This is a genomic window from uncultured Kordia sp., assembly GCF_947496985.1.
Classification (GTDB): Bacteria; Bacteroidota; Bacteroidia; order Flavobacteriales; family Flavobacteriaceae; genus Kordia.
On the sequence record NZ_CANMEZ010000012.1, the window covers coordinates 111,169 to 136,447 of the forward strand.

The window sequence follows — 25,279 nt, forward strand, 5'->3', positions numbered from 1 at the left end:
TATGGAAACTTTTTTAGGCTTAGATTATCCCACATGGTGGTTTTTAGTAATTGGCGGATTATTCTCTGGATATGCGATTTTAGATGGTTTCGATTTTGGAGCTGGTGCTTGGCATTTGTTTTTCAAAAAAGATCATAGTAGACGTATTGCCATGAACGCCGTTGGTCCAGTTTGGGATGGAAACGAAGTTTGGCTGGTGATTGGTGGCGGTGCTTTATTTGCTGGTTTCCCTGTGATGTATGCAACGTTTTTCTCAGGAATGTATATTCCATTTATGCTATTTTTAGTCTTTCTTATATTAAGAGGAATTTCTATTGAAGTTCGCGGAAAAGAAGAATGGCCTTGGTGGCGAAACATGTTTGATATTATTTATAGTGTTTCTAGTATTATGCTTGCATTTTTACTAGGAGTTGTACTAGGAAATGTATTGCAAGGCATTGCTATTGGTGAAAATTATCAATATCAGGGCGCTGGTTTTTTTGAGTTTTTAAATCCATATTCGCTACTTACTGGTTTTACAACGTTGTTTTTATTCATGACACATGGCGCTATTTATTTATTACTAAAAACAGAAGGACGATTGTTTGCAAAACTGACACTTCTCATGAAAAAAGGAATGATCCTGTTTATGGTGTTTTTCGGAATCACAACCATGTATACATTATTATATATTCCACACTTGTCAGATGATTTTAAAGCAAATCCAATCTTATTTTTAGCACCATTAATTACATTTTTAGCAATTGCCAATGTTCCGCGTTTAGCTAACAAAAAAAGATACAGATTAGCTTTTATTTTTTCATCTTTAACTATTGCTTCTATGCTTGTTTTGGTAGCAATAGAATTGTATCCTACTTTACTATTTTCAACAGTAGATCCTCAATATCATATTGATATTTATAATGCAGCTTCTTCTGAAGGTTCAATGGAAAACATGTTGATTATTGTTGCCATTGGAACACCATTAGTACTTGGATACACTTATTTTGTATACCGTACATTTAGAGGAAAAGTACAATTGGATGAAACGAGTTATTGATTAAAACATACTTCTTAACTACTTTTTAATGCTCTGTAACTAAAGTTACTTTCCACATCATATGATTTTCTTTTTTTTGTTAAAAATGATAGATAATATATGGATTGGATATATGAACCGTGGCCTTGGTATGTTTCTGGTTTTATGATTGCATTGATTATGGTTTTATTAATCATGGTTGGAAAAAACTTTGGAATATCTGGAAACCTAAGAACGATTTGTAGTATTTGTGGAGGTGGAAATAAAGCTGATTTTTTTCGATTTGACTGGAAAACACAACGTTGGAATTTAGTGGTTGTGTTCGGTGCAATTATTGGTGGATTTATTGCAAATCAATTTTTAACGATTGATACTTCCGTTGCTATAGATCCTAAAACTATTGACAATTTGCAACAATTAGGATTTGAAAATGCAGGCAACACATATATGCCTGAAAAATTATTTTCTACAGCAGTATTTTCAGATATAAAAAATCTTTCTCTTTTAATCATTGGCGGTTTTTTTGTTGGTTTTGGTTCACGTTATGCTGGTGGTTGTACTTCAGGACATGCTATTTCTGGACTAAGTAATTTACAACTTCCATCTTTGATCGCTGTAATTGGCTTCTTTATTGGCGGCTTAGTTATGATACATTTAATTTTCCCTTTACTTTTTTAAACTATGAGAACTCTTATTTATTTACTGATTGGAATTGTATTCGGAATAACCATGTTTAAATCGGAAGCAGCTTCTTGGTATCGTATTTATGAAATGTTCCGATTTGATTCATTTCATATGTACGGAATTATAGGAACTTCTTTATTTTTTGGCGTCATCGTTACTCAACTCATAAAACGTTTTCAAATAAAATCATTTTATGGTGAATTTATAAAGTTTCCTCCGAAACAAAAAAGTTTTGCTCGTTATGCTTTTGGAGGAATCCTATTTGGACTTGGCTGGGCTTTAGCTGGCGCTTGTCCTGGACCAATGTTTACTTTAGTTGGCGCAGGATTTTCACCTATTATCATTACGATTCTAGCAGCATTGCTAGGAACTTTCGTCTATGGTTTATTAAAAGATAAGTTACCACATTGATTGTTTTAGTTTTTTGACCTTATCTCTAAAATATATTTGAAAAGCCTTCGTTTCATTATTTAGAAAACCAAACAGCCAATTATGAAACAAGCTTTACTTTTATTTTTTTTAATTGTAAATACCATTGGACATGCTCAAAATCCGACAGATTTTGAAGTAAAAATTGATACAAATGTTGAAAATGCAAATGATCCTGAAGAAAAAGAAATTATTGCACTTTGGACAGCCTATTTAAAATCTGGTGAATATGAAAATGCAGAAACTACGCATTGGGACACAAGTCAATATAGGATTCCTGATAATTTTTTGTGGATGGTTAACATCAAAACAGTACGCACTAGAACTCCAAAAGTTCAATGTACAATACTTGGTATATTTCCTGTAGAAAACGGTCATTATGCAATTAAAACTTCTTTAGCACATTTAGATGAAAATAATACTATTGTATTGGAAGCTATCCTTTCCGTGTATGCTAAAAAAGTGAATGGAAAATATCTATTGATCAACAGCTCTCAATATCACAAAGATATTTGGCAAAAAAAGAAAGTTGGTAACATTACGTATTACATTCATCCAATGCATCAATTTGATGAGAAAGATGCTATTCGGATGAACGTTTTTAATGAAGAAATTTCAAAAATGTTTACTACCTCACCTATTCCTTTTGATTATTTCCTTAGTAGCTATTCTAGAGAAATTGTCCGTTTATTGGGGTACGACTATATGTCTAAAATTTATATCCCAGGACAAACTGGTGGTGTAGCCGACATACGTAATCGTTCTGTTTATGCAGGAAATAATTCAGCATATTATGCGCATGAATTGGTTCATATTTATACGCACGAATTGTTCCCTGATGCTGATCATTTTTGGCTAAATGAAGGTTTTGCAACTTATATGGGCGGAAGTGGTGGCAATGAATTGGATTGGCATATTGAAAAATTAAAAGCGTATGTTTTAGAAAATCCTGGTCTTGAAATTTCACTTCAAAATTTACGTGGTTACATTCCGAATGGAGAACATCACACAGAATTTCGTTATGTTATTGGTGGACTTGTTTGTAAAAAGGTTTTTGAAAAACATGGAATGCAAGGTATAATTGATGGCTTGCGAACTGTTGATACAGATGAAGATTTTTTTAGTTTCATCAAAGAAAAGTTAGGCGTAAGCCAAGAAAACTTCTCAACTTATATTAAAAAGATTGTTATTGAATAGTTATTTTTAATATCAAAATTATATTGATCGCGAAACCAGAGATTAAGTATATTGAATTAAAGAGTGATTACAGCTATGGTAGTCCTGCATGGATTGGAAGCGTTTCTTTTTCAAAAAGTGGAAGAACAATTTATTTCAACAATACTGCTTTTCAGAGTTTAAATGGAAATGGAATTTCTGGGAATTATTTTGATCTGGAAACTGGTGATGGATATTGGATTTCAAACTTGAAAAGGAATAAAAAGCTAGAAAGTACTGAGTTTGGTGATGAAATGTATGCAAAACAACCTAATAAACTTTCTACGAAAGAACTTGAGTTTTTGATTGCCAAATTGGTCGAAAATGAAGAGAATACACTATATAATAAAGGGCGAAGAACCATTAAAAGAGAACGTATTGTACTCAAAACAAAATTGAAAAAACGCTTAGAATAAACTTTGTGCTATTTTACATACTTTATAAGATACTGAATAAAGTTAAACATTACATACATAAGAAATTTCACTGCTCATTACTAATTCTCACGACTAAACTATATAAGTTTTTGCGATTTTGCTTTTTGAACGGCTTCCATTTTGTTATGTACTTGTAGTTTTCGGTAAATATTTTCTACATGTTTTCTAATTGTCCCAGAAGAAATGAATAGGTTGTTTGCAATTTCGTTATAGTTTAAACCTTTGCTCAATTGTAATAAAACATCTGTTTCACGTTTGGTCAACTTTACTTTTTCAATTTCTTCTTCTTTTGTCAACGTTAATGGGTTTCGAAGTAACTTCAAGGCTTTTAACGCAATACTTGGCGACATAGGTGCGCCATCATTGACAACTTCTAAAATTGATTTATGAATATTTTCTGCGTTGATTTCTTTTAACAAATAACCATCTGCACCAGCCTGAATTGCTCTGAATACATTCTCTTCATCGTCAAAAACTGTTAACATGATAATCTTGATTTGCGGATATTTTTTCTTGATGATTTCTGTAGCTTTAATTCCATCCATTTCTGGCATTTGAATGTCCATCAAAATCACATCTATATTATGATTGGCTTCCAGTTTTCCAATCATTTCAGCACCATTCGCAGCTTTAAATTTAAATGCAAAATCGTCAAAAAAAGATAGTTTTTCTATCACAGCTTTTGCTAAAAAATGATTGTCTTCCGCAATGGCAATTTTGAGTTTCATGTGATTTTTCTATTTAATTTATATTTTCTAAATATGATATTTTACACTAATTTCCGTTCCTTTATTTGGTATTGAATCAATATCAATATGCGCATTAATTTCATCCATACGTTTTTGCATATTATACAAACCGTTCCCTAGTTGAACTGATTCTTTTTCAAAACCGATTCCATTATCTTTTACACTAAAAATAAGCTGATTGTTTTCTTCTTTAAAATGTACCGTAACCAAACTTGCTTCTGCGTATTTTAGCGCATTATTAACTGCTTCTTGAATGACTCTGAACAAATGCATTCCTTCAATTGCTGTAAATTGAATAGTGTTAGTTACTTCATTATCAAATGTAAATTTCACTTGTTGTCTAGCAACTTTTGCTTTTTCAATGAATGCTAAAGTTCGGCTTTGTAAATCAATAATAGATATTTCATCTTTGTTCATTGCCCAGATGGTATCGCGTAATTGATCTATAGTTGCCAATGTAAACTCACTGATGTAACTGAGCTTGTTTTTGAATTCATCAGAAGTCTCTTTTGAAGCATATTTTAGGTTGTCAATTGATGAGATGATAAAAGATAATTGTGCTCCAATATTATCATGTAAATCGCGTGAAATTCGCAATCGTTGTTCTTGTAATTTATTTTGCGTTTCTATCTCTTTCAAGGCAACTTTCAACTTGTTTTCTTTCATTAATTGCCTATTTTTTAATTTTTGTTGATTGTAAAAGAGATATCCTAAAATACAGAATAACAATGCCAAACCTAATGCTCCATAGAGTTGATATTTGCGCTCTTGCAGCAAAAAACGTTGTTCTAAAATTTCACGCTCTTTTTCAGCAGTTTTGTACTTGGTTTCCATTTCCGAAATTCCATCTGCAAAACGTTTATTGTAGTTTGCAATTGCTAAGTTATAAATAGAATCTCCTAGCTTACTGGCTGCTTCATACGCTTCCATAAGCATATACATACGTTTTTTTTCTATGTATGCATACAATAGAGACGGATTGTCGTCTGCATTTTGATATGTTTTAATGGCTGCATTAAACATTTTTTTTGCTTGCAGATATCTTTTTTCTTTTGTCAAAAGATTTGCCTTTTTTATCAATGCAAAACCTTCTTGTCCTAGATTTTTATCTTTTTTTGCAAAATAAATAGCACTATCTAATAATTGAATTGCTTTTTGTTTATTTTGGAGTTGGTTATAACTTTCGGCAAGTAAGCTATAGTTTGAAGCAAGTTTCGTATAATTTTTTCTTTTTTTATTGATTAAAATTGCTCTATTAAATCGTTGAACAGCATCTTGCAACAATGATTCATCTTTTTGTTGCATGCCTAATTCTATATTAACCGCACCAACATTTGCCAGGGCGCTTGTTGCCAAATCTTCACTTACATATTGTTTGTTTTCCAATACTTCTAACATTGCAATTTTGGTGTCTTCACGACGATTTACATAGTAATAGCAAATCCCTATTTTATAACGTCCACGATAATAGTTTTTGTAGTCTTTTTGCAGTTTGAAGAATTCGGCAGCTTTTAGCAACACTTTCATTGCTTGATCTGGTTGCGTATTTCTAGTCAATACAGAACCGCGAATTAAATCTGCTCTGTAATTATAGGATGAATCCCGAATTTTTAGCAACAATGCATCTAACTTTTCTAAGTATACTTGCATCGAATCCAATTGCCTTTTTTGATTGAATGCTTCACTTTGTTGTTCGTATTTTTCAAATAATGAAATTGCCTCTGCAGATAATATATCTGCATTTTGCGCAACTAAACAGGTTGAAAGTAAGAGTAAGAATATAAGCACGCGTTTTTTCATCCTTATAAAGATAGAAAATGTTTTGATTGATTCTGTTTTCTGTGAAATTATCACATATACAATGTTCTTTCTTTTTCGAAGATTTTCCTATACGATGAGTTGCGTATTTTTTAAAATGAACCTACTTAGACATAGCGTTTTCAAGTTATTATTTTTAAATTAAGGTATTTATGAATGCTCCGCATTTTCAGAGGTGTTTTTAGCTAAAAAAACTAAAACCATAAGTCTTTCTATAAATTCTCACCAAGGTTTCAAAAATTCTCTAAATTCAATACTTGTTATCATTTAGCATACTCATTCATATCCTAATTCGCCTAAAAGTTGTATAATTTCTTTATTTATAATGGCTGCATTTTCTTTTTTGGTGTAGATACTATTATGATTCCCGTCAATTAAAATTTGCCTTCCATTCGTTGATAAATTTGCTAATTTCTCATTCATTTGTATCGTTTTCTGTAATCGTTTATCAGGATCAATTCCTGCTTTACGATAGGCTTCATTGTCCATTTCAATTGCCGTGAATACTCGTATTGGCAAAGCACCATAACTTTTAACTTCTCCTGCTCGCTGTAACGTTTCATGATAATATTCCATTTCTCTAGAAGCTGTCTGAATTAATTTTCCATTCATCAAAAAATCAGGCATTCGATCGTTAATTTCATCAGGTAAACCTTCCATTTTTAATATAGGTCCAAATGTTCTATCATATAACGAAACAATTCCTAAATCTCCTAAAATCGCCAATGCATCATACATCCAAATAATTGATTTAAATTTTAGAGAAGACTTTTCAGGTAGTTTCATTTTTTCTACTCGTTTAGGATGTGTCGCATCTAAAAAAAACATTCCCGCAACTTCATCAGGATATAATTGTGAAAAGACAGAAATATATGGTCCGCCAAGTGAATGACCTACCAAAATATATGGTCCTGATTCTCCTGTTTTTTCTAATAAAGTATGCAATTCACGAGCAATCGTTTCTGGATCACGCGGTGTGTCACTTGCTTCACTGTATCCAATTCCAGCTCTATCATAACGAATAACACGCATGGTATCTTTTAAGCCTTCATTTAGCCAATAATAGTTTTCAGTTGCCACACCAGCGCCACCTTCAATGACTAACGTAGGTTTATGATTCCTTTTTCCATCTGCGTGAATATGCAATTTGAAATCATCAATAGTTACAAGTTTTCCTTTTGGTTCGTGCGGATCTGGTCCAAAAATACGAAGTGACAAACCCGCTACAATAATGATGAGTATCAAAACGCCTATTACTTGACCAATTCTTTTTAGTACTTTTAATATGATTTTCATAATGTGTATATTTTAATATTTGATTCAAACCTAAACGCATTAAAATATGTACACTAATTCTTTTGATCAATCAACTTAAAAACAACACACATTTCCTCTAATTCTTGATAAATAGAGTTCAACAAAAAAATGATAGGACTGAACATGAAATTTGTAGTGTTTATCAAAAAGATTGTAAGTTGTTGAAAGGAGTTCTATTTTTACTGTATGCTTAGTTTTTTTAAGAAATATTACAATTCTTTAGCCAAAGGAGGCATTATTGCCATTCTATTGGGTATTGTTTTGTACCGAGTGGGAGTTGTTATGATCTATCCAGATTTTATATCAGGACCTATTTATGTTATTGTTCATATAGTGATATTAATTTTGTATTGGTTGACACTTTCTTTTTTGATTCATAAGTTTTCAGTGTATAAAATTTTGGGAGTATTAAGTTTGCTTATCGTTGGTATTATTGCAGAGCAATATATGGGCGGATTTAACCCTATTAGTATTCCTATTCTCATCATATTTTGGTTGGCAGTAATGTATCTTATCGTGCCTGATTTTTTCAAAAAGTACCAAAAGATTATTCTACCCTTGTATGGTTTCGTTTTGCTGTATTTTCTAATTTTTAGAATGCTGCCAAATTATGCAGAAACGTATCATCAAAATTTCATCTATTTTATTTTGTTTCCAATTCCATTTTTTTTCGTTTTATGGATGTATGAACAATGGAAATGGCTACAAACATTACAAGCAGATAAAGCAAAAGCCGAATTAATGCTACTTAAGAGTCAAGTGAATCCGCATTTCTTTTTTAACACGTTGAATAATTTATATGGATTGGTGGTGGAACAATCCGAGAAAGCGCCCGAAGTTGTATTGAAATTATCAGACATGATGCGCTATACTATTGACAAAGGAAAAGAAGATGTTGTGTTGCTAAAAGATGAAATTAGTTATCTTGAAAATTACATCGAACTACATAAAATCCGTTATCAGAAAAAAGTAGACATTGTATTTACACATGATGTGGAAGAAAACTTACAGGTAACTCCTTTATTATTTATTATCTTACTTGAAAATGCTTTTAAACACGGTATAGAAACCTTACGTGAACATGCTTTTATTCACCTCAACATGGAATCAAAAGACAAGCAACTTTTTTTTAGTATTGAGAATAATTTTAACGAAATAATTACGAATGATAGACAAGGTATTGGGCTCGAAAATTTAAAACAACGATTGCAGTTTTCGTATTCAAATACGCATAAACTTCGTATAGAAAAAAAAGCTACGTTGTATACAGTACAACTTAATATTGATTTGACATGAGATATTGTATCATTGACGACGAACCTATTGCCCATAGAATTATAGAAGGATATTGTAAAAATTTGTTACATCTTCAAAAAGTAGGGAATTGCTATGATGCTTTTGAAGCGATGCAGTTTTTGAATACAAATGTGGTGGATCTTATTTTTTTAGATATTAATATGCCACAACTTTCAGGATTTGATTTACTGAAAACTATGCAACAGTTTCCAAAAGTTATTGTGACTTCAGCTTATAAAGAATTTGCGCTTGAAGGTTATGAATTAAATATTTCCGACTATTTGCTAAAGCCTTTTTCTTTTGAACGTTTTTTGAAAGCCATCAACAAAGTTACAGAACAACCTATGGCACCTATTGCTATTTCTGTAGAAAAAAAGAATACTCGATTTTTTTTAAAAGGCGATAAGAAGATGCATCAAATACATACAGATACTATTTTGTTTATTGAAGCCTACGGCAATTACACCAAAGTGTTTTTAAAAGATGAAATGCTGGTGAGTCATGAAAAAATTTCTGCTTTAGAAGCTATTTTAGCTACTTCCGATTTTTTACGAGTTCATAAGTCGTTTATTGTTGCTATTGACAAAATAAAATTGATTGAAGGAAATAGAATTACCATTGATTCACATATAATTCCAATAGGACAAACGTATAAGCAAAACTTAAAAAAGCTTTTTAGTGATGATCAATAGTTTTATGTTTTTTTTGTTTTTGCATATACTTCTTAAATAAAAAATCTACCAGAATCGAAAAAACTACATAATACAAAATGTATTTTGGCAAGTTTATAAATTCAAAGAAAGCTCCGTAACTTTCACGTCCACTTGCGTACGGTTCTCCAATTGCTACATCAATCAAAAATGTAGCTACGATAAGTAAAAAGATAAACAGAAAAGGAATTATGCACATTCCTATAAACGCAGGCGTTGAAAATTTTCGTCTTGGATATTTTTTTCGAAACCGAAACATCATCCAAACATGAAATAATACAATGAAACTTATGAAAAATAGTGCTAATTGAAAGGATTCTATTTTTATAAGAAACCTAGCCAAACTACTCAATTTTGGCACTCGTGATATTTGCAAAATCTCCACTGGCAACTTACTAAATTCATACGTAGTTACGCCATTAATACCGCCAGTTTCTGGTGTTCCAACATTCGCAAAAACAGTATCTTTCACTTTACTTGCGTCTATTGTCACATTGAGTGTTCCGAACGATTTCCAGTATTTTGCAGGTGCTAATGCATATAAAAAACTATCTTCATTTACACGATTGTGTTTGTAGCGCCAATTGGTCGCTTTGTAAGTAACTTTTATAGTATGATTTCCTTCTGATATATCAGTTTCAAAGTATAAAAAATCTTTTAGATAGATATGTTCACTTCTTCCATATTTGAATTGATTTTCTATTTCTGAAATTGCTTTTCGGTCTGCATTATAGAGATAATGAAAGCTCGTCAGCTTTTCTTTTTCTGGTCCGTAAGCACTCCAAAAATCTTCTTGTCGTGCTAGTGTTACTTCTTTCCCATCAATGGTAACTTTGAAATTTTCATAGTAAGAAGATGCATAAAACAGTAATGGAATTTGTGTTCCACTTTTTTCGGCATGAATGTTATATTCAACTACAAAATCAGCATATTCAAAGTTTTCATCAATGACAATATGCAAGTTTTCATGTAAAATATTCACATACTGACTGATAAAAGGACTCGTACCAAATGTTCCTTCATTTACAGGAGAAGCCATATTTGCGTACAAACTTATTGCACTTAGTAAAGAAATAATGAGCAGTTTGATTCGCATATAGTCAGTTTTTGTAGTTTTCACATTTAAATGTCAAGACTTAACATTCATAATTTAAAAATAAAGAAGCTATGTATATACAAGATCTACACAGCCTCTTTATTACGATTAACAGGATTATTTAAGGTATGTAAAGGATTTCCAAACGGTTGAAATAGCCAATTTATCTTTGAAGTCAGCATATGTTTTTACCTGAGTATCTTTTGCTGCCATTAGCATAATAATATGGGTATTGCTATATGGATTTGGTTTTGCGATGACATTAAAAAAGTAACGTCCCACGAAAAGATCGCTCAAACCTTCTTTCATTTTTCCAATTGCACGAAGCGACAAGTATTTTTCTCCATCAAATTCTTCAATTGCAATGTTATCTTCTTCTATTTCATATCCGCCGCTTTTAAGCATGTCTCTGATTTGTTTCATGAATGTTTTACCATCTTTTTCAAGTTGCATGCCGCCATCCATGGAAATATATCCAAACGAATACATTTCTGAAACAATACTATCTTTTCCTATTTTTTGAATCATTCCATAGGAATATGTTTTTTTGCCTTCAACAGGTTTGTCAAATTTTAAATTTTTTGGAATATCTACTGTAAAGTGTATTTCTGGTTTGTTTATTTTTTTTGAAAATTCAGGCGTCACTTCATATGTTATGACCTCTATGTTTTCTTTGGTTTGACATTGTATAAAGCCAAATTGAAGATAGATTAGTATTGCAATGAGTTTTATCTTTTTCATACGTTATTTTTAGTTTTTAATATTCTTTAACTCTAGCTCCTTTATTATTGAAAACACCTTGTACAATATTACCTGTCGATTTGTATTTCATAACTCCAAGTCCGTCAATTTTATCATTTATGAATATTCCTTTGAATACCGAACGGTCAACGTAGGTGTATATCCCGTAACCGTTTCGTTTTCCATCTGCAGTATATGCTCCTGTGTATACACTTTTGTTTTTCCACAGATACGTTCCAACATTGCTACGTTGTCTATTTTTAAAAAATCCCCAATATACATCTCCATTATTGTACGTGTATTTACCAAATCCATCAATGCAATTTCCTGTACAGTTTCCTGCTTTTTTATTAGCTATATAGTCTGCAGCTTGCTTTTCAATTAGTTTGCCTTCTTCAAATCGTCCGGCTGATGTAATTTGTAAATCTTTGTTCATTGTGTAGCCAAAACCATGTTGTTTTCCGTTTTTCCATTCTCCAATGTAAATGTTACCATTACTCCATTTATAATAACCTACTCCATCGCGACGATTGTTTTTGTATTGTCCGTGATAATACGATCCGTTAGGATATGTAATATATGCTACGCCATCAATAGCTCCGTTTTTGAAAGTAGCATCCGTAATAATATTATTTACTTTTACGCTTCCCCAACCTTCTTTACAATCACCTTTAATACAATTGAAATCACTTACTTTTTCAGTTGTTGTGTTTTCTATATTGTTTGCGTTGGTTTCATCCGTGTTACTGTTATCTAGTTCTCCTTTGTAAAGTCTTCCCAATAAAATTTCATCTGTTTTTGCTGTTCGAAATCCTGTTAAAATGTACAATGGTTTATCGTCAATAAAAATTACAGGATCACCATTAGATAAGTATTCAAATCGTGCTTTTTCATAATCAATATGCTTACCTTTTACAACAATGAAAAAATTATCTTCTTTTAATTCACGTGTGTACAAAATAGATGCTTTGTCTGTTGTGAATAAGGTTAAGTCTTTTACTGCTTGTGATTTTATATTATTGTAATTGTACACAACATAGGTTCTTCCTAAAACTTTATCAATACGATAATCAATCATGTGTGGACCTAAGAATGCAAAATCGCGTGCTTTTACCTTATTGTTTCCTTCAACGTAGTTTATAAATTTTCCATCATGTGCATAGCTAATCATGGCTTTTCCTTTAGAAATCACTTTTGTTATGGGAATACGTGTATCCATAGTTTGTGTTGATTTTTCTTTAACACCATCAACTGCATAGTATGTTTTTGTTAAACCATCGTACACTACTTTTTCATTGGGTTTTACACCTTTACTCATGGCTATATCTGTAGCCCTAGCGCCATTAACATAAACGGTTTCTAGCTTTCCTCCTGTTTTTCCTCCTCCAGATGTATAATAACCAAATTTTAATTTCATTGACTTATTTGCATCACTGTAGTAACGATTAAAAGTTTTATAGTGTTTGGCATCTGCATCATTTGCCACGTAGAAATCAATTTTATTTCCTTTTTTATCAGTATCTACCGTGTATTCATAAATTCCAGAAGACAACTCTTCTTTGATTAAAAACCCGTTTTTATAATGATATTTTCCTTTGAATCCAGGAATACGATCTGACTTTGTATATTGCACAGAAACGATGACTACACTTCCTTTTTTCTGGTAACTATAATCTCGCTGTTGATAGAAAACTCCTTTTTTATTAATGACTGTTTTTACAATTCGATCTTGTGAATCATAAGTGTATATTTTTTCTTCTCCATAGCTGTTTTTTTCATATGTCAATACATTTTTTTTATTGAAAGAATACTTACTAACACTTCCACTTTTGTATTGAAACAATACTATATTTCCACGCGAATCATATTCAATTTTATCATCATAATTGTTACCAATCATTTTTCCATTCGCGTCATAATAGTACCGTGTTCCATAGTTATACAGCAAGTTTCCTTTTTTATCAAATATTTTTCCGCTTGACGAATAAATATCACCTCGCAAAAAGAAATGTTCTTTTTTATGCTTAAAACCTATTGGATTTTTGGGCGCATTATTCATGTCAATTTTTTGTGCATTTATCGTTTGAGACACAAAGAAAAAGAGTAAAAGAAAGAGTATACGTTTCATTGTTTAGTGTGGGTTTTATTCTGCAATTTTCACAGTATTCATTAGTTCATCACACATATGAACTTTTAATGGTTGATTGTCAAATGCTATCTTTGCCATTTCGCCTCCGAATAGTTTTAGCAACGTAACTGTTGATTCATTTTTCAGCTTTTCTTCAGCAAGTACCATTTTAAATATATATGTGTCATTTTCTTTATCTAGTTCTACAGTTTTACGATTATCATTATCTGAAAAACCATATTCTAGTAAAAAGCTTTTTAGTTTTTCTACTTCTTCTAACGTTACATTTTTGGTGTATCGAATTTCTGTAGCTTTTGCCATTATTACTTTTCGCGCATCTTCTAGTTTGTGTACACGTAACGTATTAAATGTATCATCACATAAGTGTAAATCAACAGGTAAATTCATGTAATCAGAGAGTTCTTTTGGAAAAATATTGAAAACACTCTCTAAAGATTCATCATTTAAAAATTCATCTTTGATTACCATTCTAAATACATAAACATCTCCTTCTTTTACAAACTGAACCGATTTTGTATCTCCATTTGCAAATCCTGAACTAGTTAAATTTTCGCCTAGTTTGTCTGCTATTTCCTCCGTTACTCCATCTTTATAATATACTTCTGTTCCGTTGTATACTTTCTTTTCACCGTAATTAGCACAAGAAATTAATAGTAATATTGCAGAAAGTAATGTGATTAATTTTTTCATTTTATTATTGTTATTAGTTGTAAAAAAATTGCTTTAACTTTCTTCAAAATTCATTATTAAGTGTCTTTTTTACAATACGACAAATTGCGTATTTTCACATGTACTCTAGCTGTTTTACTGTTGTTTACACTTTGACTGGTAACGTCTTTGGCTTCCTAAATACCCTAATGTTATTGCTTTTTTCCAGTTTTTACATGCATTTACTTCATCACGTTTCATATCATATACATTTCCGAGATTTGAATATGCTTTTGCATAGGTAGTATCTATTTCTATTGCTTTTTCAAAATGTGATAAGGCAAGCATTATTTTTCCTTTTTTCGCATAACAAACTCCCATGCTATTATATACTTCTGATTGTTTTTCATTTAGTGTTATTGCGTCCATATAATCAATTAAAGCTTCGTCCAAAAAGCCCATTGCATCATGTGCGCCGCCTCTAAAGAAAAATGCCTGCGCATGTTTTGGATTGAGCTGAATTACTTTGTTGTAGCTTTGAATTGCTGCTTTGTAATTTGCATAATCTTCTCGGGCATTTTTTCGTTGGATTAATGCTGTATGAAACCCTGCTTTATAAAAATAGGCGTCTGACAACGTACTGTCTATAGCAATTACTTCTTCACATAACTTGATTCCTTCTAAAAATTTTAATTGCTCTTTTTTTACCAAAGCACTATCTAATAATACTTTTGTTGTTTGCGCTTTCACGAAAGAAAACACGCTTAAAAAGAGAAATAAGCATACATATTTCATCTTCAATATTTTAGAAGTACAAATTGCCTTTTATTTCAATTTGAAACAATACGATGAATTGCGTATTTATGATTCTTTATTAAAATGATATCAATAAAAATATGTACATTGAAATTATAAACCATAAATTGAAATCTCATGAAAGCTAATTCTACTTATATACTTACATTTTTGAGTTTTCTTTTACTTGTGAATTGTGCTCAAAATGAAAAGAAGACAACGCCCGATACTACTAAAACAGAAACAACAACTGAAGCAAAAGATACGATTCCGAATAATTCATTAGAAGAAAAAGTAGCCGAACCCGATCATTATATTTGTTATAAAAATGATGAGAAATCATCAATGCAAATTTCCATTGCTTTTGATATAGATGCAAACGCATTGTATGTAAAATATAAAGGTCAAAAGGATTCTATTCCGCTTCAGAATATAAAAGAAGATTATCAAGATAGCGGTGCGTATCCAACTATTACGCAGTTTTATGATGAACTATATGAAGGTAAGAAAAACGGAACCTACGAATTGACACATTCTGGAAACTGGGATTATGCAACGTATAGAAATTTAAAAAGCGATAAAGTATATAAGTTTACCATAGATCATGATATGACGGTTACAGGCAATGGTTACCGAACTACACCTTGTTTCTAGTTATACTTAATAGTATATCTTATTTTTTATAATTATGTCTACTATACGTATATGAAGCAAAATAATCGCTAATATTAAACTTACGATCTTCAAATTTTTCTTCTAATATTTTGAAAGTTTGAATTCTGTCTATCCGAAAAGCTCTGAGTTCATTTCGTAAGTGACACCAAGCAATTAAAATCCATTTATTATCTGTAGAATACATAGCGCAAGGTTCTATTTTCCGTTGTGATACTTGATAATCATTTGCTTTTTTATAATTGATTTCCATCACATTGAAATTCGTAATTGCCAATTGAATTTCAGGTAATACATTACTAGTTGTATCTTCTAATTTCCAATTGAACACATGAATTTTATCGTTAAGAATTTCGCTTTTTTCTTGAATTGAAGTTTTAAATACTGACTTTATTTTGATTAATGCTTCTTTAAAGTCATTTACAAACGAAATATCTTTGGATTGATTGATAATATGCTCGGCCGTAATTAAAGCATTGGCTTGTTTTTCGGTAAATTGTACTGGTGCAATCGTATACGTATCTGTTAAGCTATAACCTCTTCCATCTATTGTGTATACAGGAACGCCTGCTTCTTCTAGTTTTCGAATATCTCTGTAAATAGTTCGTACACTGACATCGTATTTTTCAGCCAATTCTGTAGCTGTTAACAATCGTTTTGATCGTAATAGTGTTAATATCGATATTAGTCTTGCAAGTTGTGTCATATAATAGATTCGCAGCGAACCTCAACTGAGATCCGCTACGTTTTTTTGTTTATCCCATTGAATGAAATGCTACACGATTTCCCTCTGTATCAATAAATTGAGCTATAAACCCATTTTCTTGAATATCAGTTTTCGGCATAATAACTTCTCCACCAGCAGCAGCTACTCTTTCTAAATAAGTGTTTAAATTATCACCACCATTTAAGTAAACCGTAGAACCATGTCGTGAAGGGTTTGTTCCTTCCATTTGCATGATAGCACCACCTACTTTATGACTTTCCATATCGTATGGAAAAATACCATATTTCATATTATCCATATGATGATCTTTAATTTCTTCCCCTAAAACTTCAGAGTAGAATTTTTTTGCTCTTTCGTAATCTGTCACTGGAATTTCAAACCAATTAATTGCATTTTTCATGTTGTTGTATTTTTAAGAGTTAACAATACCACAAAAGTATTTGCGTCTTTGACAGATGATGTCAGAGGTATTTTTATTTTAAAAAAAAATTATAAAAAGCAATCAATAATAATTGAAATCGAATTTCTTATCATTCTAAAATATACTTTTTTGACAATAATTCATAGCGTATAAATCTCAATTTTAAGATTTTTTTAACTAAATTTAGAAAGCATTCAATAACCGAGTCCCAATTTTGAAATATCTACATAAAAACTTACACTTAGCATTATCTACAGGTGCTGTACTGGTCGTTGGAGCTACCTATGGCTTATACCCAAATATTTTTTTACCTTTATTTTTTGATTTCAATGTTGAAACTACCGATTTAAATCATGTTTTTAGAGCTATGATGGGCTCTTATTTTGCCTTAGGAATCTACTGGACGTATAGTTTGTATTTCCAAAATCACTGGCGAGCTGCTACATATTCTGTTGTTTTTTTCATGGGCGGATTGGCCATAGGTCGTTTGTGGAGTATTGCTGTTGACGGAATTCCTTCGATTGCTTTTACAGTTGGAACTATTTTAGAAATCATATTCGTAATTTGGGGTTGCTATAATTTAAAAGCATATCCTGAAAAATGATCATACTACGATCATTTTTGTTGTATTTTTACATTAAATTTTTGAGAAGGTTGTAATGAAAAAAGAAGCATACAAAATTTACATTATAGGAGCTGGAATTAGCGGATTGATAGCCGCACATGTGCTAGAAAGCCATGGTTTCCAGCCACATATTATTGAAGCTACCGATAGAGCTGGCGGACGCGTTAAGACAGATATTGTTCATGGTTATCAACTTGACCATGGTTTTCAAGTGTTGCTAACGGCGTATCCTGCTGCACAAAAATATTTAGATTATAATACCTTAGAATTACAAGAATTTTCACCTGGAGCTACTATTTTTAGGAATGGCAAGTCAAAAACAATTGGTGATCCATTACGTAAATTTTCACTACTATTTCCAACACTTTTTTCTGGAATTGGAAGTTTTTCTGATAAACAGAAAATTTTAAAATTAAATAAGTCTTTAAAGAAAAAATCTATTACTGAAATTTTTGAACAACCAGAAACTTCAACCTTAACACACTTGCAACAACTAGGTTTTTCCAATGAAATGATTACACAATTTTTTAAACCTTTTTTTAGTGGCATTTTTCTAGAATCAAAACTCGATACTTCCAATAGAATGTTTGAATTTGTTTATAAGATGTTTGGAGAAGGATTTGCGGCACTTCCAAAAGCTGGAATTGAAGCTATTCCGAAACAATTAGTTGCTAATTTAAAGCAAACTACATTACATTACAATACGAAAGTTTCTAAAGTCGAAGATGGAAAAATAACACTAGCTAATGATGATGTATTAGAAAGTCATTTTACCATTGTTGCTACGGAAGCTAGTAAATTAATTTCCAATTTAAAGTCGCAAAGTATCGATTGGAAATCATGTGATACGTTATATTTTGAAGTTTCTAAACGTGTTATTTCGAAACCGTTAATTGGTTTAATTCCTGCAGAAAACAGTTTGATCAATAATATTTTTTATCATAATAGTTTGGCTACTTCTTCTACTGGAAACAAAGAATTATTATCTGTTACTGTAGTTATTGATCATAATTTGGCAGAAAGTTTCTTGATTAAAAAAGTAAAAGAAGAGTTGCTACAACATTGCGGAATTGATTCATGTACATTTTTAAAACACTATGAAATTCCAAAAGCATTGCCAAATTTACAGCAACTTCAATATACAATGTCACCTTCTGAAACACGCTTGACAACTCAACTATTTTTAGCGAGCGATGTACAATTAAATGGTTCTTTAAATGCCGCTATGTTAGCAGGTGAAGCTGCTGCTTTAGGAGTTATTGAAGCATCCGGAAACATGATAAAATCTTAATTATTGGACACACACATTATCATACTGGACAAATTTCTTTAACTAAAAAGCTTTTATAGCATCAATGAACTCACTATTCTTATTGAAGTCATTTTGACTTCTTCTATTTCCTGAAAAAATATTAAAAATTCAGATTTTCTGTACTTAATTCCTGTATCTTTCAAACAAAATTCAACTTAACTGAATGTCTTTTTTTACACGCTTCTTTTTTATATGTGTTTTGTGCTGTTCAACTTCTATGTATGGACAGTTGAGCGATTTGGCACGTGTGGATTATACTTATATTCCTAACGCAAAATCTGATGTGGAGTTTACCCGTATGCGTGCATTGTTTAATTATCCTATTAAACTACAAAAAGAAGGAACCTATTTGTTTTTAGGAATGGATTATAGTAATATTCATCTAAAATCAGATGTTGACTTTTCTTTTAACACAAGAGATTTAAATGATTTTCAATTACTCGATTTTAGTATTGGATATACAATACCTCTTAAAAATGATTGGCGTTTGGGACTTCGTTTCCGACCAGGTTTTAGTACCAACTTAGCTGCAAATGCATTGAGCTTAGAAGATGTTATTATTTCTGGAGACCTTATTTTTATCAAACAAGGTGAAATGCATTATGGAAAACGACAAAAGTGGATTTTAGGTGTATATTATTCTGGAAATTCTGGATTCAATTTTCCATTACCATATATTACATATTACAAAAAATTTGCTCCAAACTGGTCTATGAGTTTAGGTGTTCCGAAGACAAATGTGCAATATTTTATTTCTGACAAACATCGTTTAAAAGCCTATGCACAATTAGATGGTTTTACATCAAATTTACAACGTGATGTTCCTGTTATTGCAGGAGAAGCTGCTAAAAGCATTAATATGTCATTACTGTTATCAGGGCTTCAGTATGAATATCATTTTACCGAACAATTACAGTTTTATGCGCGTGCAGCTTATATTTTTTCTATTGATAATGAATTAAGAAATGAACAAAGAGAGACTATTTTTTCATTTGAAAGTAAAGCAAAAATTTATTTAAGAACTGGCGTAAAATTTAAGATTTAAAGAAACTATAGCATAAGAGACACAGCTTATAAACTATTAAAATTTGGTTACTTATTAATAGTTCGCAATCCTTTTTTAATAATGTAAGTTGTTTCTTTTGTAGTTGATTTTTGCGACCAATTATTACAAATAGTTTGTACCCAAATTGGTTGTGATTTACTTGCATCATTTAGCCAGTTTCCAACAGAATCTCTCACGTATTTTGATGTATCAGATTTCAACGGTTCTATAATAGATAGTCCTTTTGCTGGATCTTCTTGAAAAGCCGCAATTTTCTTTGTCCATACACCAACAGGTCGTAAAGCTTCTACGGCATAACGACGAATGTTTTCATCCTTGTCTTTTGTCCAAGTAGTTAAAATTTTGATCGCTGTATCCAACTCTTCTATCATGCGTTCTTTACTTGCAAATATGACAACTTCACGGACACCAAAGTGTGTGTCAGCGGCATATGGCTTCATGGCTTTCAGTAAGCTTGTTAAATCATCATGATGTGTACTTTCTGCCCAACATGCCCAGCAACGTACCAAATCAGAAGTGTGTTTTTTTAAATAATCATATACTTCTTTGTTTTGGGTTAAAACACCAAGAACTTCTCCTATTATTTTAGTATTACTATTGGCTGTTGGCTTTTTTTGTGCATTTACTGCAACTTCTGCATCTACAAACCACGCTTCTTTACCAAGATCTTTTAAAACTAATTGTAACAAACTCAATTGATCCGTTGCAAGCCATTCCATCAGGTTTTTGGTTTCTACCAAGCCTTTATTAAGATATTCAATTACTTCTGGCTTGATATCTTTTAAGCTTCTTGCGCCTTTTCGATTTAAAATATGTTCAGGAATCATCTTAGTTAGTTTGTATGTTATTTTTGAAATTTTGCTTGTACAAGTTCACTTTTTGTTAGTATTTCTTTCGTTGCGTCATAACCAATTTTGAATATCTTATCTAAATTACCTCTATCAAATGTTCCGTATTTATTTAATTCTTGCGGAGCGATAGCAATATCACAATGTTTAAATTTTGCATAGTCTTCTTGTACTGATTTAAACATAAATGCACGTTCTACAACTCCATATGTACTTTTTAAATCTTTAATTTCAAGTACATCATATCCACTTACGTGAATTCCTATGATAACATCGCATGTTTCTGTGAGATATGTTACAGGGAAATTATCCAACACACCACCATCAATATAATAATGATTTCCTACCTGAACAGGCGTGAAAACCCCTGGAAATGCCGCCGAAGCTAGTATTGGTTTTATTAATTCTCCTTCTTGAAATATAGTAAGTTTTCCATTTAAAACATCAGTAGCTGTAATTGTCAGTTCTTTTTGAAGTCCTTCAAAATTATCTTTCCTAAAATATGTTTTAAACTCTGAATAGTATTTTTCTGCATCTAAAAAACCTGGTTTTCCCAATGCAAATTTTGTAAAATTCAAAAGTTTCACACTTTTAAAAAAGCGAAGCATGGTTTCCCAAGAATAGCCATACGCGTACAACGCACCAACAATAGCACCTGCGCTTGAACCTGCGATATGTGTGGATACAATACCATATTCTTCCAATGCTTTAATAGCTCCAATGTGTGCAACTCCTTTGCTTCCACCTCCTGAAAGTGCCAAACCAATTTTCATGATGATGTATTTTTTATCAGTCATTCAAAATTATAGAAATTAACTAGATTTCATTAACAAAAATTTAAAATAATTCGTATTCATTTTTATGAATGATCTGTGAAACCCGTACAATTATTCGCCGTTTTTTTCCTAATTTTAGGACTTCCAAATAGATACTATGTTTCAACAAGATCAAGATATTTTTAATGTGCTTTTAGGCTCTGTTTCTGAGGGCGTTATTATTGTTGATGAAGAACAAAAAGTCGTTGAAGTAAATGCGTCTGCGCAAAAAATGTTTGGTTATACCAAAGATGAACTTATTAAACAGCATTTAAACCTATTGATTCCTAAAAATTATCGTGCTGGACATGATTCGCATTTTAATAATTTTATGAAAGCGAAGCAACAACGCAAAATGGGACATGGGCGCGATGTACATGGTGCACATAAAGATGGAAGTATTTTTCCTGTGGAAGCTGGACTGAATCCTTTCTCCATATATGGGAAGAATTACGTAATGGCATTGGTAATTGATATTTCTATTCGAAAAGAGCAAGAACAGAAAATTCAAGAGTTAAATGCTGAGTTGGAGAAGAAAGTATTGTTGAGAACCCAAGAATTAAGCGAAACTATTCAACAACTAGAAGTAGAAAATGCCAAACGTGTAGAAGCAGAAGAAGAAGCAAAAACAGCATTAAAAAGAGAACAAGAACTCAACGAATTGAAAACAAAGTTTTTGTCATTGGTTTCGCATGAGTTTAAAACACCTTTGAGTGGAATTTTGACTTCTACGATGTTGTTGAGTAAATATAAACTTACCGAGCAACAACAAAAACGTGATAAGCATATTAAAACGATTACCGATAAAGTACACTACTTAAATAATATTTTGAATGATTTTCTTTCGATAGAAAAACTACAAAAAGGAAAGGTTAGTTATAAGTTTGCTACGTTTAAGGTGAGTAAGGTTGTGAATGAAGTTGTGTACAACGCTAATATGTTATTGAAAGATGGGCAACAGATTAATTATCCTGAAAATATTGATGGTTTTTCACTGTATCAAGATGAAAAAATTATGGAATTAGCTTTGTCTAATTTGGTACACAATGCGATTAAATATTCTTCCGAAAATACGATTATTGACATTATTATTACACAAGATACAACAACGACGACATTTCAAGTAAAAGATAATGGAATTGGAATTCCTGAGAAGGATCAGAAGAATATTTTTAATCGTTATTTTAGAGCTGAAAACGCCTTGTTAACACAAGGAACTGGTATCGGATTAAATATTGTGAAAGATCATTTAGAACATTTGCATGGCACTATTGCTTTTGAAAGTGTTGAAAACGAAGGCACTATTTTTACTATTACAATTCCTAATAAAGCTGAATTATGAAAAAAGTATTATTGATAGAAGATGATGCCGTTTTACGCGAAAATACTGCTGAGTTATTAGAACTCGCCGAGTATGATGTAACGACTGCAAAGAATGGAAAAATAGGAGTTGAAGTTGCACAAATTTTATTACCGGACGTCATTGTGTGTGATATTATGATGCCAGAATTGGATGGTTATGGTGTTTTAGCGTTTTTATCAAAACAGGAAACGACCAAGTATATTCCGTTTATCTTTTTATCTGCAAAAACGGAGCGTCAAGATGTTCGTAAAGGAATGGATTTAGGTGCCGATGATTATATTACGAAACCTTTTTCAGAAGACGAATTGATCAGCGCAATTGAGAGTCGTATCGCGAAAGCATTGATTTTAAAAGAAGAACGCGAAAAGTATCAAAACCAGGTTCATGGTGAAGATACTAGCGAAATACGAACGCTGAACGATTTGAAGAATTTCTTTGATGATAATGGAGCTATTTATACATTTAAAAAAGATGATGTTATTTATGAAGAAGGGCAAAATTCTAACTTCATTTACCTGATTTTAAAAGGTGTTGTAAAGTGCCATAAATTAGATGAACAAGGAAAGGAATTAACAACTGCTTTGCATAAAGAAGATGATTTGTTTGGTTATACTTCATTTACGCAAAATATGGCATATCAGGAAACCGCAACCGCTATTAAAGAAGTAGAAATTGTTGGTTTGTCTAAAAATGAATTGAAAAATGTATTGAATAAAAACCATAAAGTTACACTTGAATTGATTCAGTTATTGACGGATAACTTGTCTATTGTAAAAGATCAATTGTTGCAAATGGCATATAGTTCTGTGTATAAAAAAACAGCTACTACTATTTTAAAGTTTGCTGAAAAATTGAACAGAAAACCGAATGATCCAATTAAGATTTCTAGAAACGATTTGGCAAGTGTTGCTGGAATTGCCACAGAAACGTTAATCAGAACTATGTCGAGCTTTAAAAAACAAGGTTTGATAGAGATTGAAGGACGAAATATTAAAATTGTAGACCTTAAAAAACTGCAACAGATTTGTTGATTTTTCTTCGTTTTTTTGAAATATGACGGATATCATGTTTTAATTTACTTCTTCCATTTAGATTTGCTACTAAAGTGTCATCTAGATGAAAAATATATTATTACCAACAGACTTTTCAGAAAATTCATGGAACGCTATTGCGTACGGATTACAGTTTTTACAAGAATATGATTGTAATTTTTACCTATTGAATGTCAATAGAATTAGTAACCTTATTGATGAAGAAACTCAATACACACCTAGGTTGACTGTTATTGAAGATGTATATGTAAAACCTGCAAAGAAAGAATTACATCGTGTTCTAAATCGAATTAAAACCACACTTCCTATAAATGATAAACACCATTTTTATACACTTACCGATCATAATTTCTTTATTGAATCGATTCGAAATCATGTAGCAGATAAAAAGATTGACATGATTGTGATGGGAACAAAAGGTGCTTCTGGTTTAAAAACGCATATCACAGGAAGCAATACTGGTGCCGTTATTACGAAAGTAAAGTGTAAAACTTTAGTCATTCCTGAAAATGCAACGTATCAAGCGATTCATGAAATTGCATTTCCAACCGATTTTATTCTGTCATATAACATGCAAACATTGGCGCCTATTTTAGACATTTTAGATCGTACAAACTCTTCTTTACGCATTCCGTATTTTGCAAAAAGGAATGAACAATTAAACACCAATCAACAAGCAAATAAAGAATTGCTGGAAGATTTTTTTGACAATTATAAACATACGTATCATTTTTTAACCAATACAAAGGTAGAAGAAGCTATTCAAAATTTTACAGAGAAAAGTAATATTGACTTGATGGTCATGGTTGCTAAAAACTTGAATTATTTCCAACAGATTTTATTCCATACCAAAGTAGAAAAAATAAGCTATCATACGGATATTCCTTTTTTGGTATTGCATGAGTAAGTTATAATTTTGACCATCTAATTATACAAATATCTTGAAAAAGAAAATCTTTAGTGTTTTTTGAAAATAAGTATTTGCTACTGTTTAGACATAAAAAAACAAACCGAAGTTTGTTTTAGAAGTTATGTGTTATTTTGGAGTTATTTTACAAGAAAACACAAATTCGATTTACACATCTTGATGCTCTGTCAATAAAGAAGCAGTCTGACCTATGAACACATCCTATAGGAAATCTGATTCCTCCATTGATGTTTCCTTGTTCTTTTTTGTTAAGTTCTTGTGCTCCTTTTACATTTAAAATCGTTTTTAACATGGTCTGAGTTTTTGGTTATGTTCAAAAATTATAACATTTACTTTTTATATGTGTAC

Annotated in this window: 27 protein-coding genes; 14 read left to right on the top strand and 13 right to left on the bottom strand. The window is 31.4% G+C overall.

The genetic code is table 11. The features are described 5' to 3' along the window. The first annotated feature begins 1 nt into the window (after position 1). The 5 genes from cydB (at position 2) to Q0828_RS22135 (ending at position 3,762) form a co-directional block, all read left to right on the top strand. Complete coding sequence (gene cydB / locus Q0828_RS22115; protein ID WP_298426760.1) at positions 2-1,039, top strand: cytochrome d ubiquinol oxidase subunit II; 1,038 nt, start codon at positions 2-4, stop codon at positions 1,037-1,039. Positions 1,040-1,138: 99 nt separating this feature from the next. Then, on the top strand, positions 1,139-1,696 hold the full coding sequence (locus Q0828_RS22120) for a YeeE/YedE thiosulfate transporter family protein (RefSeq protein WP_298426763.1): 558 nt from the start codon (positions 1,139-1,141) through the stop codon (positions 1,694-1,696). 3 nt (positions 1,697-1,699) lie between these two features. Continuing rightward, a complete protein-coding gene (locus Q0828_RS22125; protein WP_298426766.1) occupies positions 1,700-2,113 on the top strand; it encodes a DUF6691 family protein in 414 nt (137 codons plus the stop codon). A gap of 81 nt (positions 2,114-2,194) precedes the next feature. Next, positions 2,195-3,328 (top strand): hypothetical protein, encoded by a 1,134-nt coding sequence (locus tag Q0828_RS22130; RefSeq protein ID WP_298426769.1) that lies wholly within the window; start codon positions 2,195-2,197, stop codon positions 3,326-3,328. A gap of 23 nt (positions 3,329-3,351) precedes the next feature. Next, positions 3,352-3,762: a hypothetical protein gene (locus tag Q0828_RS22135; RefSeq protein ID WP_298426772.1), complete on the top strand. Its 411-nt coding sequence runs from the start codon at positions 3,352-3,354 to the stop codon at positions 3,760-3,762. Between the two features lie 98 nt (positions 3,763-3,860). On the opposite strand, the gene Q0828_RS22140 is transcribed toward Q0828_RS22135, so the two are convergent. The 3 genes from Q0828_RS22140 to Q0828_RS22150 all read right to left on the bottom strand — a co-directional run bounded on the left by Q0828_RS22140 (position 3,861) and on the right by Q0828_RS22150 (position 7,646). Further along, positions 3,861-4,511, bottom strand: a complete 651-nt coding sequence (locus Q0828_RS22140) for a response regulator transcription factor (protein WP_298426775.1) — start codon at positions 4,509-4,511, stop codon at positions 3,861-3,863. A 27-nt stretch (positions 4,512-4,538) separates the two neighbouring features. Further along, positions 4,539-6,332, bottom strand: a complete 1,794-nt coding sequence (locus tag Q0828_RS22145; protein ID WP_298426778.1) for an ATP-binding protein — start codon at positions 6,330-6,332, stop codon at positions 4,539-4,541. 294 nt (positions 6,333-6,626) lie between these two features. Next, the gene (locus tag Q0828_RS22150) at positions 6,627-7,646 is read right to left on the bottom strand and encodes an alpha/beta hydrolase (protein WP_298426783.1); all 1,020 of its coding nucleotides are present in this window, start codon (positions 7,644-7,646) and stop codon (positions 6,627-6,629) included. Between the two features lie 207 nt (positions 7,647-7,853). Between Q0828_RS22150 and Q0828_RS22155 the strand changes: the two genes are divergently transcribed. Both Q0828_RS22155 and Q0828_RS22160 read left to right on the top strand, forming a co-directional pair. After that, positions 7,854-8,963, top strand: coding sequence for a histidine kinase (locus Q0828_RS22155; RefSeq protein WP_298426786.1), 1,110 nt, complete (start codon positions 7,854-7,856; stop codon positions 8,961-8,963). Continuing rightward, the gene (locus Q0828_RS22160; RefSeq protein WP_298426789.1) at positions 8,960-9,655 is read left to right on the top strand and encodes a LytTR family DNA-binding domain-containing protein; all 696 of its coding nucleotides are present in this window, start codon (positions 8,960-8,962) and stop codon (positions 9,653-9,655) included. The genes Q0828_RS22155 and Q0828_RS22160 overlap by 4 nt, the downstream gene beginning before the upstream one ends. On the opposite strand, the gene Q0828_RS22165 is transcribed toward Q0828_RS22160, so the two are convergent. The 5 genes from Q0828_RS22165 to Q0828_RS22185 form a co-directional block, all read right to left on the bottom strand. Next, positions 9,639-10,769: a hypothetical protein gene (locus Q0828_RS22165; RefSeq protein WP_298426792.1), complete on the bottom strand. Its 1,131-nt coding sequence runs from the start codon at positions 10,767-10,769 to the stop codon at positions 9,639-9,641. The two genes, Q0828_RS22160 and Q0828_RS22165, sit on opposite strands and share 17 nt — an antisense overlap. A gap of 117 nt (positions 10,770-10,886) precedes the next feature. Then, complete coding sequence (locus Q0828_RS22170; protein WP_298426795.1) at positions 10,887-11,510, bottom strand: hypothetical protein; 624 nt, start codon at positions 11,508-11,510, stop codon at positions 10,887-10,889. A 16-nt stretch (positions 11,511-11,526) separates the two neighbouring features. Next, the gene (locus tag Q0828_RS22175; protein ID WP_298426799.1) at positions 11,527-13,638 is read right to left on the bottom strand and encodes an MORN motif precursor; all 2,112 of its coding nucleotides are present in this window, start codon (positions 13,636-13,638) and stop codon (positions 11,527-11,529) included. Positions 13,639-13,653: 15 nt separating this feature from the next. Further along, entirely contained in the window at positions 13,654-14,349 is a 696-nt protein-coding gene (locus tag Q0828_RS22180) for a hypothetical protein (protein ID WP_298426802.1), read from the bottom strand. Between the two features lie 114 nt (positions 14,350-14,463). Beyond that, complete coding sequence (locus Q0828_RS22185) at positions 14,464-15,057, bottom strand: tetratricopeptide repeat protein (RefSeq protein WP_298426805.1); 594 nt, start codon at positions 15,055-15,057, stop codon at positions 14,464-14,466. Between the two features lie 183 nt (positions 15,058-15,240). Here Q0828_RS22185 and Q0828_RS22190 point away from each other — a divergent pair, with 183 nt between their 5' ends. Further along, positions 15,241-15,756 carry a hypothetical protein gene (locus tag Q0828_RS22190; RefSeq protein ID WP_298426808.1) on the top strand — a complete coding sequence of 172 codons (516 nt, stop codon included), beginning with the start codon at positions 15,241-15,243 and terminating at the stop codon, positions 15,754-15,756. Positions 15,757-15,775: 19 nt separating this feature from the next. Here the strand turns inward: Q0828_RS22190 and Q0828_RS22195 are convergent, their stop codons facing one another. Both Q0828_RS22195 and Q0828_RS22200 read right to left on the bottom strand, forming a co-directional pair. Beyond that, on the bottom strand, positions 15,776-16,480 hold the full coding sequence (locus Q0828_RS22195; protein WP_298426811.1) for a YafY family protein: 705 nt from the start codon (positions 16,478-16,480) through the stop codon (positions 15,776-15,778). Between the two features lie 49 nt (positions 16,481-16,529). Then, a complete protein-coding gene (locus tag Q0828_RS22200; protein ID WP_298426814.1) occupies positions 16,530-16,901 on the bottom strand; it encodes a VOC family protein in 372 nt (123 codons plus the stop codon). Between the two features lie 235 nt (positions 16,902-17,136). On the opposite strand from Q0828_RS22200, the gene Q0828_RS22205 reads away from it, so the two are divergent. From Q0828_RS22205 to Q0828_RS22215, 3 genes are all read left to right on the top strand, one after another. Beyond that, positions 17,137-17,526, top strand: coding sequence for a DUF4345 domain-containing protein (locus tag Q0828_RS22205; protein ID WP_298426817.1), 390 nt, complete (start codon positions 17,137-17,139; stop codon positions 17,524-17,526). A 55-nt stretch (positions 17,527-17,581) separates the two neighbouring features. Next, positions 17,582-18,838 carry an FAD-dependent oxidoreductase gene (locus Q0828_RS22210; protein ID WP_298426820.1) on the top strand — a complete coding sequence of 419 codons (1,257 nt, stop codon included), beginning with the start codon at positions 17,582-17,584 and terminating at the stop codon, positions 18,836-18,838. A gap of 184 nt (positions 18,839-19,022) precedes the next feature. Further along, entirely contained in the window at positions 19,023-19,904 is an 882-nt protein-coding gene (locus Q0828_RS22215; RefSeq protein WP_298426824.1) for a DUF6268 family outer membrane beta-barrel protein, read from the top strand. 47 nt (positions 19,905-19,951) lie between these two features. Here Q0828_RS22215 and Q0828_RS22220 read toward each other — a convergent pair whose 3' ends face one another. Next, positions 19,952-20,752: a DNA alkylation repair protein gene (locus Q0828_RS22220; protein WP_298426827.1), complete on the bottom strand. Its 801-nt coding sequence runs from the start codon at positions 20,750-20,752 to the stop codon at positions 19,952-19,954. Positions 20,753-20,769: 17 nt separating this feature from the next. Further along, positions 20,770-21,570: a patatin-like phospholipase family protein gene (locus Q0828_RS22225; protein WP_298426830.1), complete on the bottom strand. Its 801-nt coding sequence runs from the start codon at positions 21,568-21,570 to the stop codon at positions 20,770-20,772. Positions 21,571-21,706: 136 nt separating this feature from the next. On the opposite strand from Q0828_RS22225, the gene Q0828_RS22230 reads away from it, so the two are divergent. From Q0828_RS22230 to Q0828_RS22240, 3 genes are all read left to right on the top strand, one after another. Further along, positions 21,707-22,930, top strand: a complete 1,224-nt coding sequence (locus Q0828_RS22230; RefSeq protein ID WP_298426834.1) for an ATP-binding protein — start codon at positions 21,707-21,709, stop codon at positions 22,928-22,930. Beyond that, a complete protein-coding gene (locus Q0828_RS22235) occupies positions 22,927-23,982 on the top strand; it encodes a response regulator (protein ID WP_298426837.1) in 1,056 nt (351 codons plus the stop codon). Before Q0828_RS22230 ends, Q0828_RS22235 begins: the two co-directional genes overlap by 4 nt. 85 nt (positions 23,983-24,067) lie before the next feature. Further along, the gene (locus tag Q0828_RS22240) at positions 24,068-24,910 is read left to right on the top strand and encodes a universal stress protein (protein ID WP_298426840.1); all 843 of its coding nucleotides are present in this window, start codon (positions 24,068-24,070) and stop codon (positions 24,908-24,910) included. 145 nt (positions 24,911-25,055) lie between these two features. On the opposite strand, the gene Q0828_RS22245 is transcribed toward Q0828_RS22240, so the two are convergent. Then, positions 25,056-25,223 (bottom strand): hypothetical protein, encoded by a 168-nt coding sequence (locus Q0828_RS22245; RefSeq protein ID WP_298426843.1) that lies wholly within the window; start codon positions 25,221-25,223, stop codon positions 25,056-25,058. Positions 25,224-25,279 lie beyond the last annotated feature (56 nt).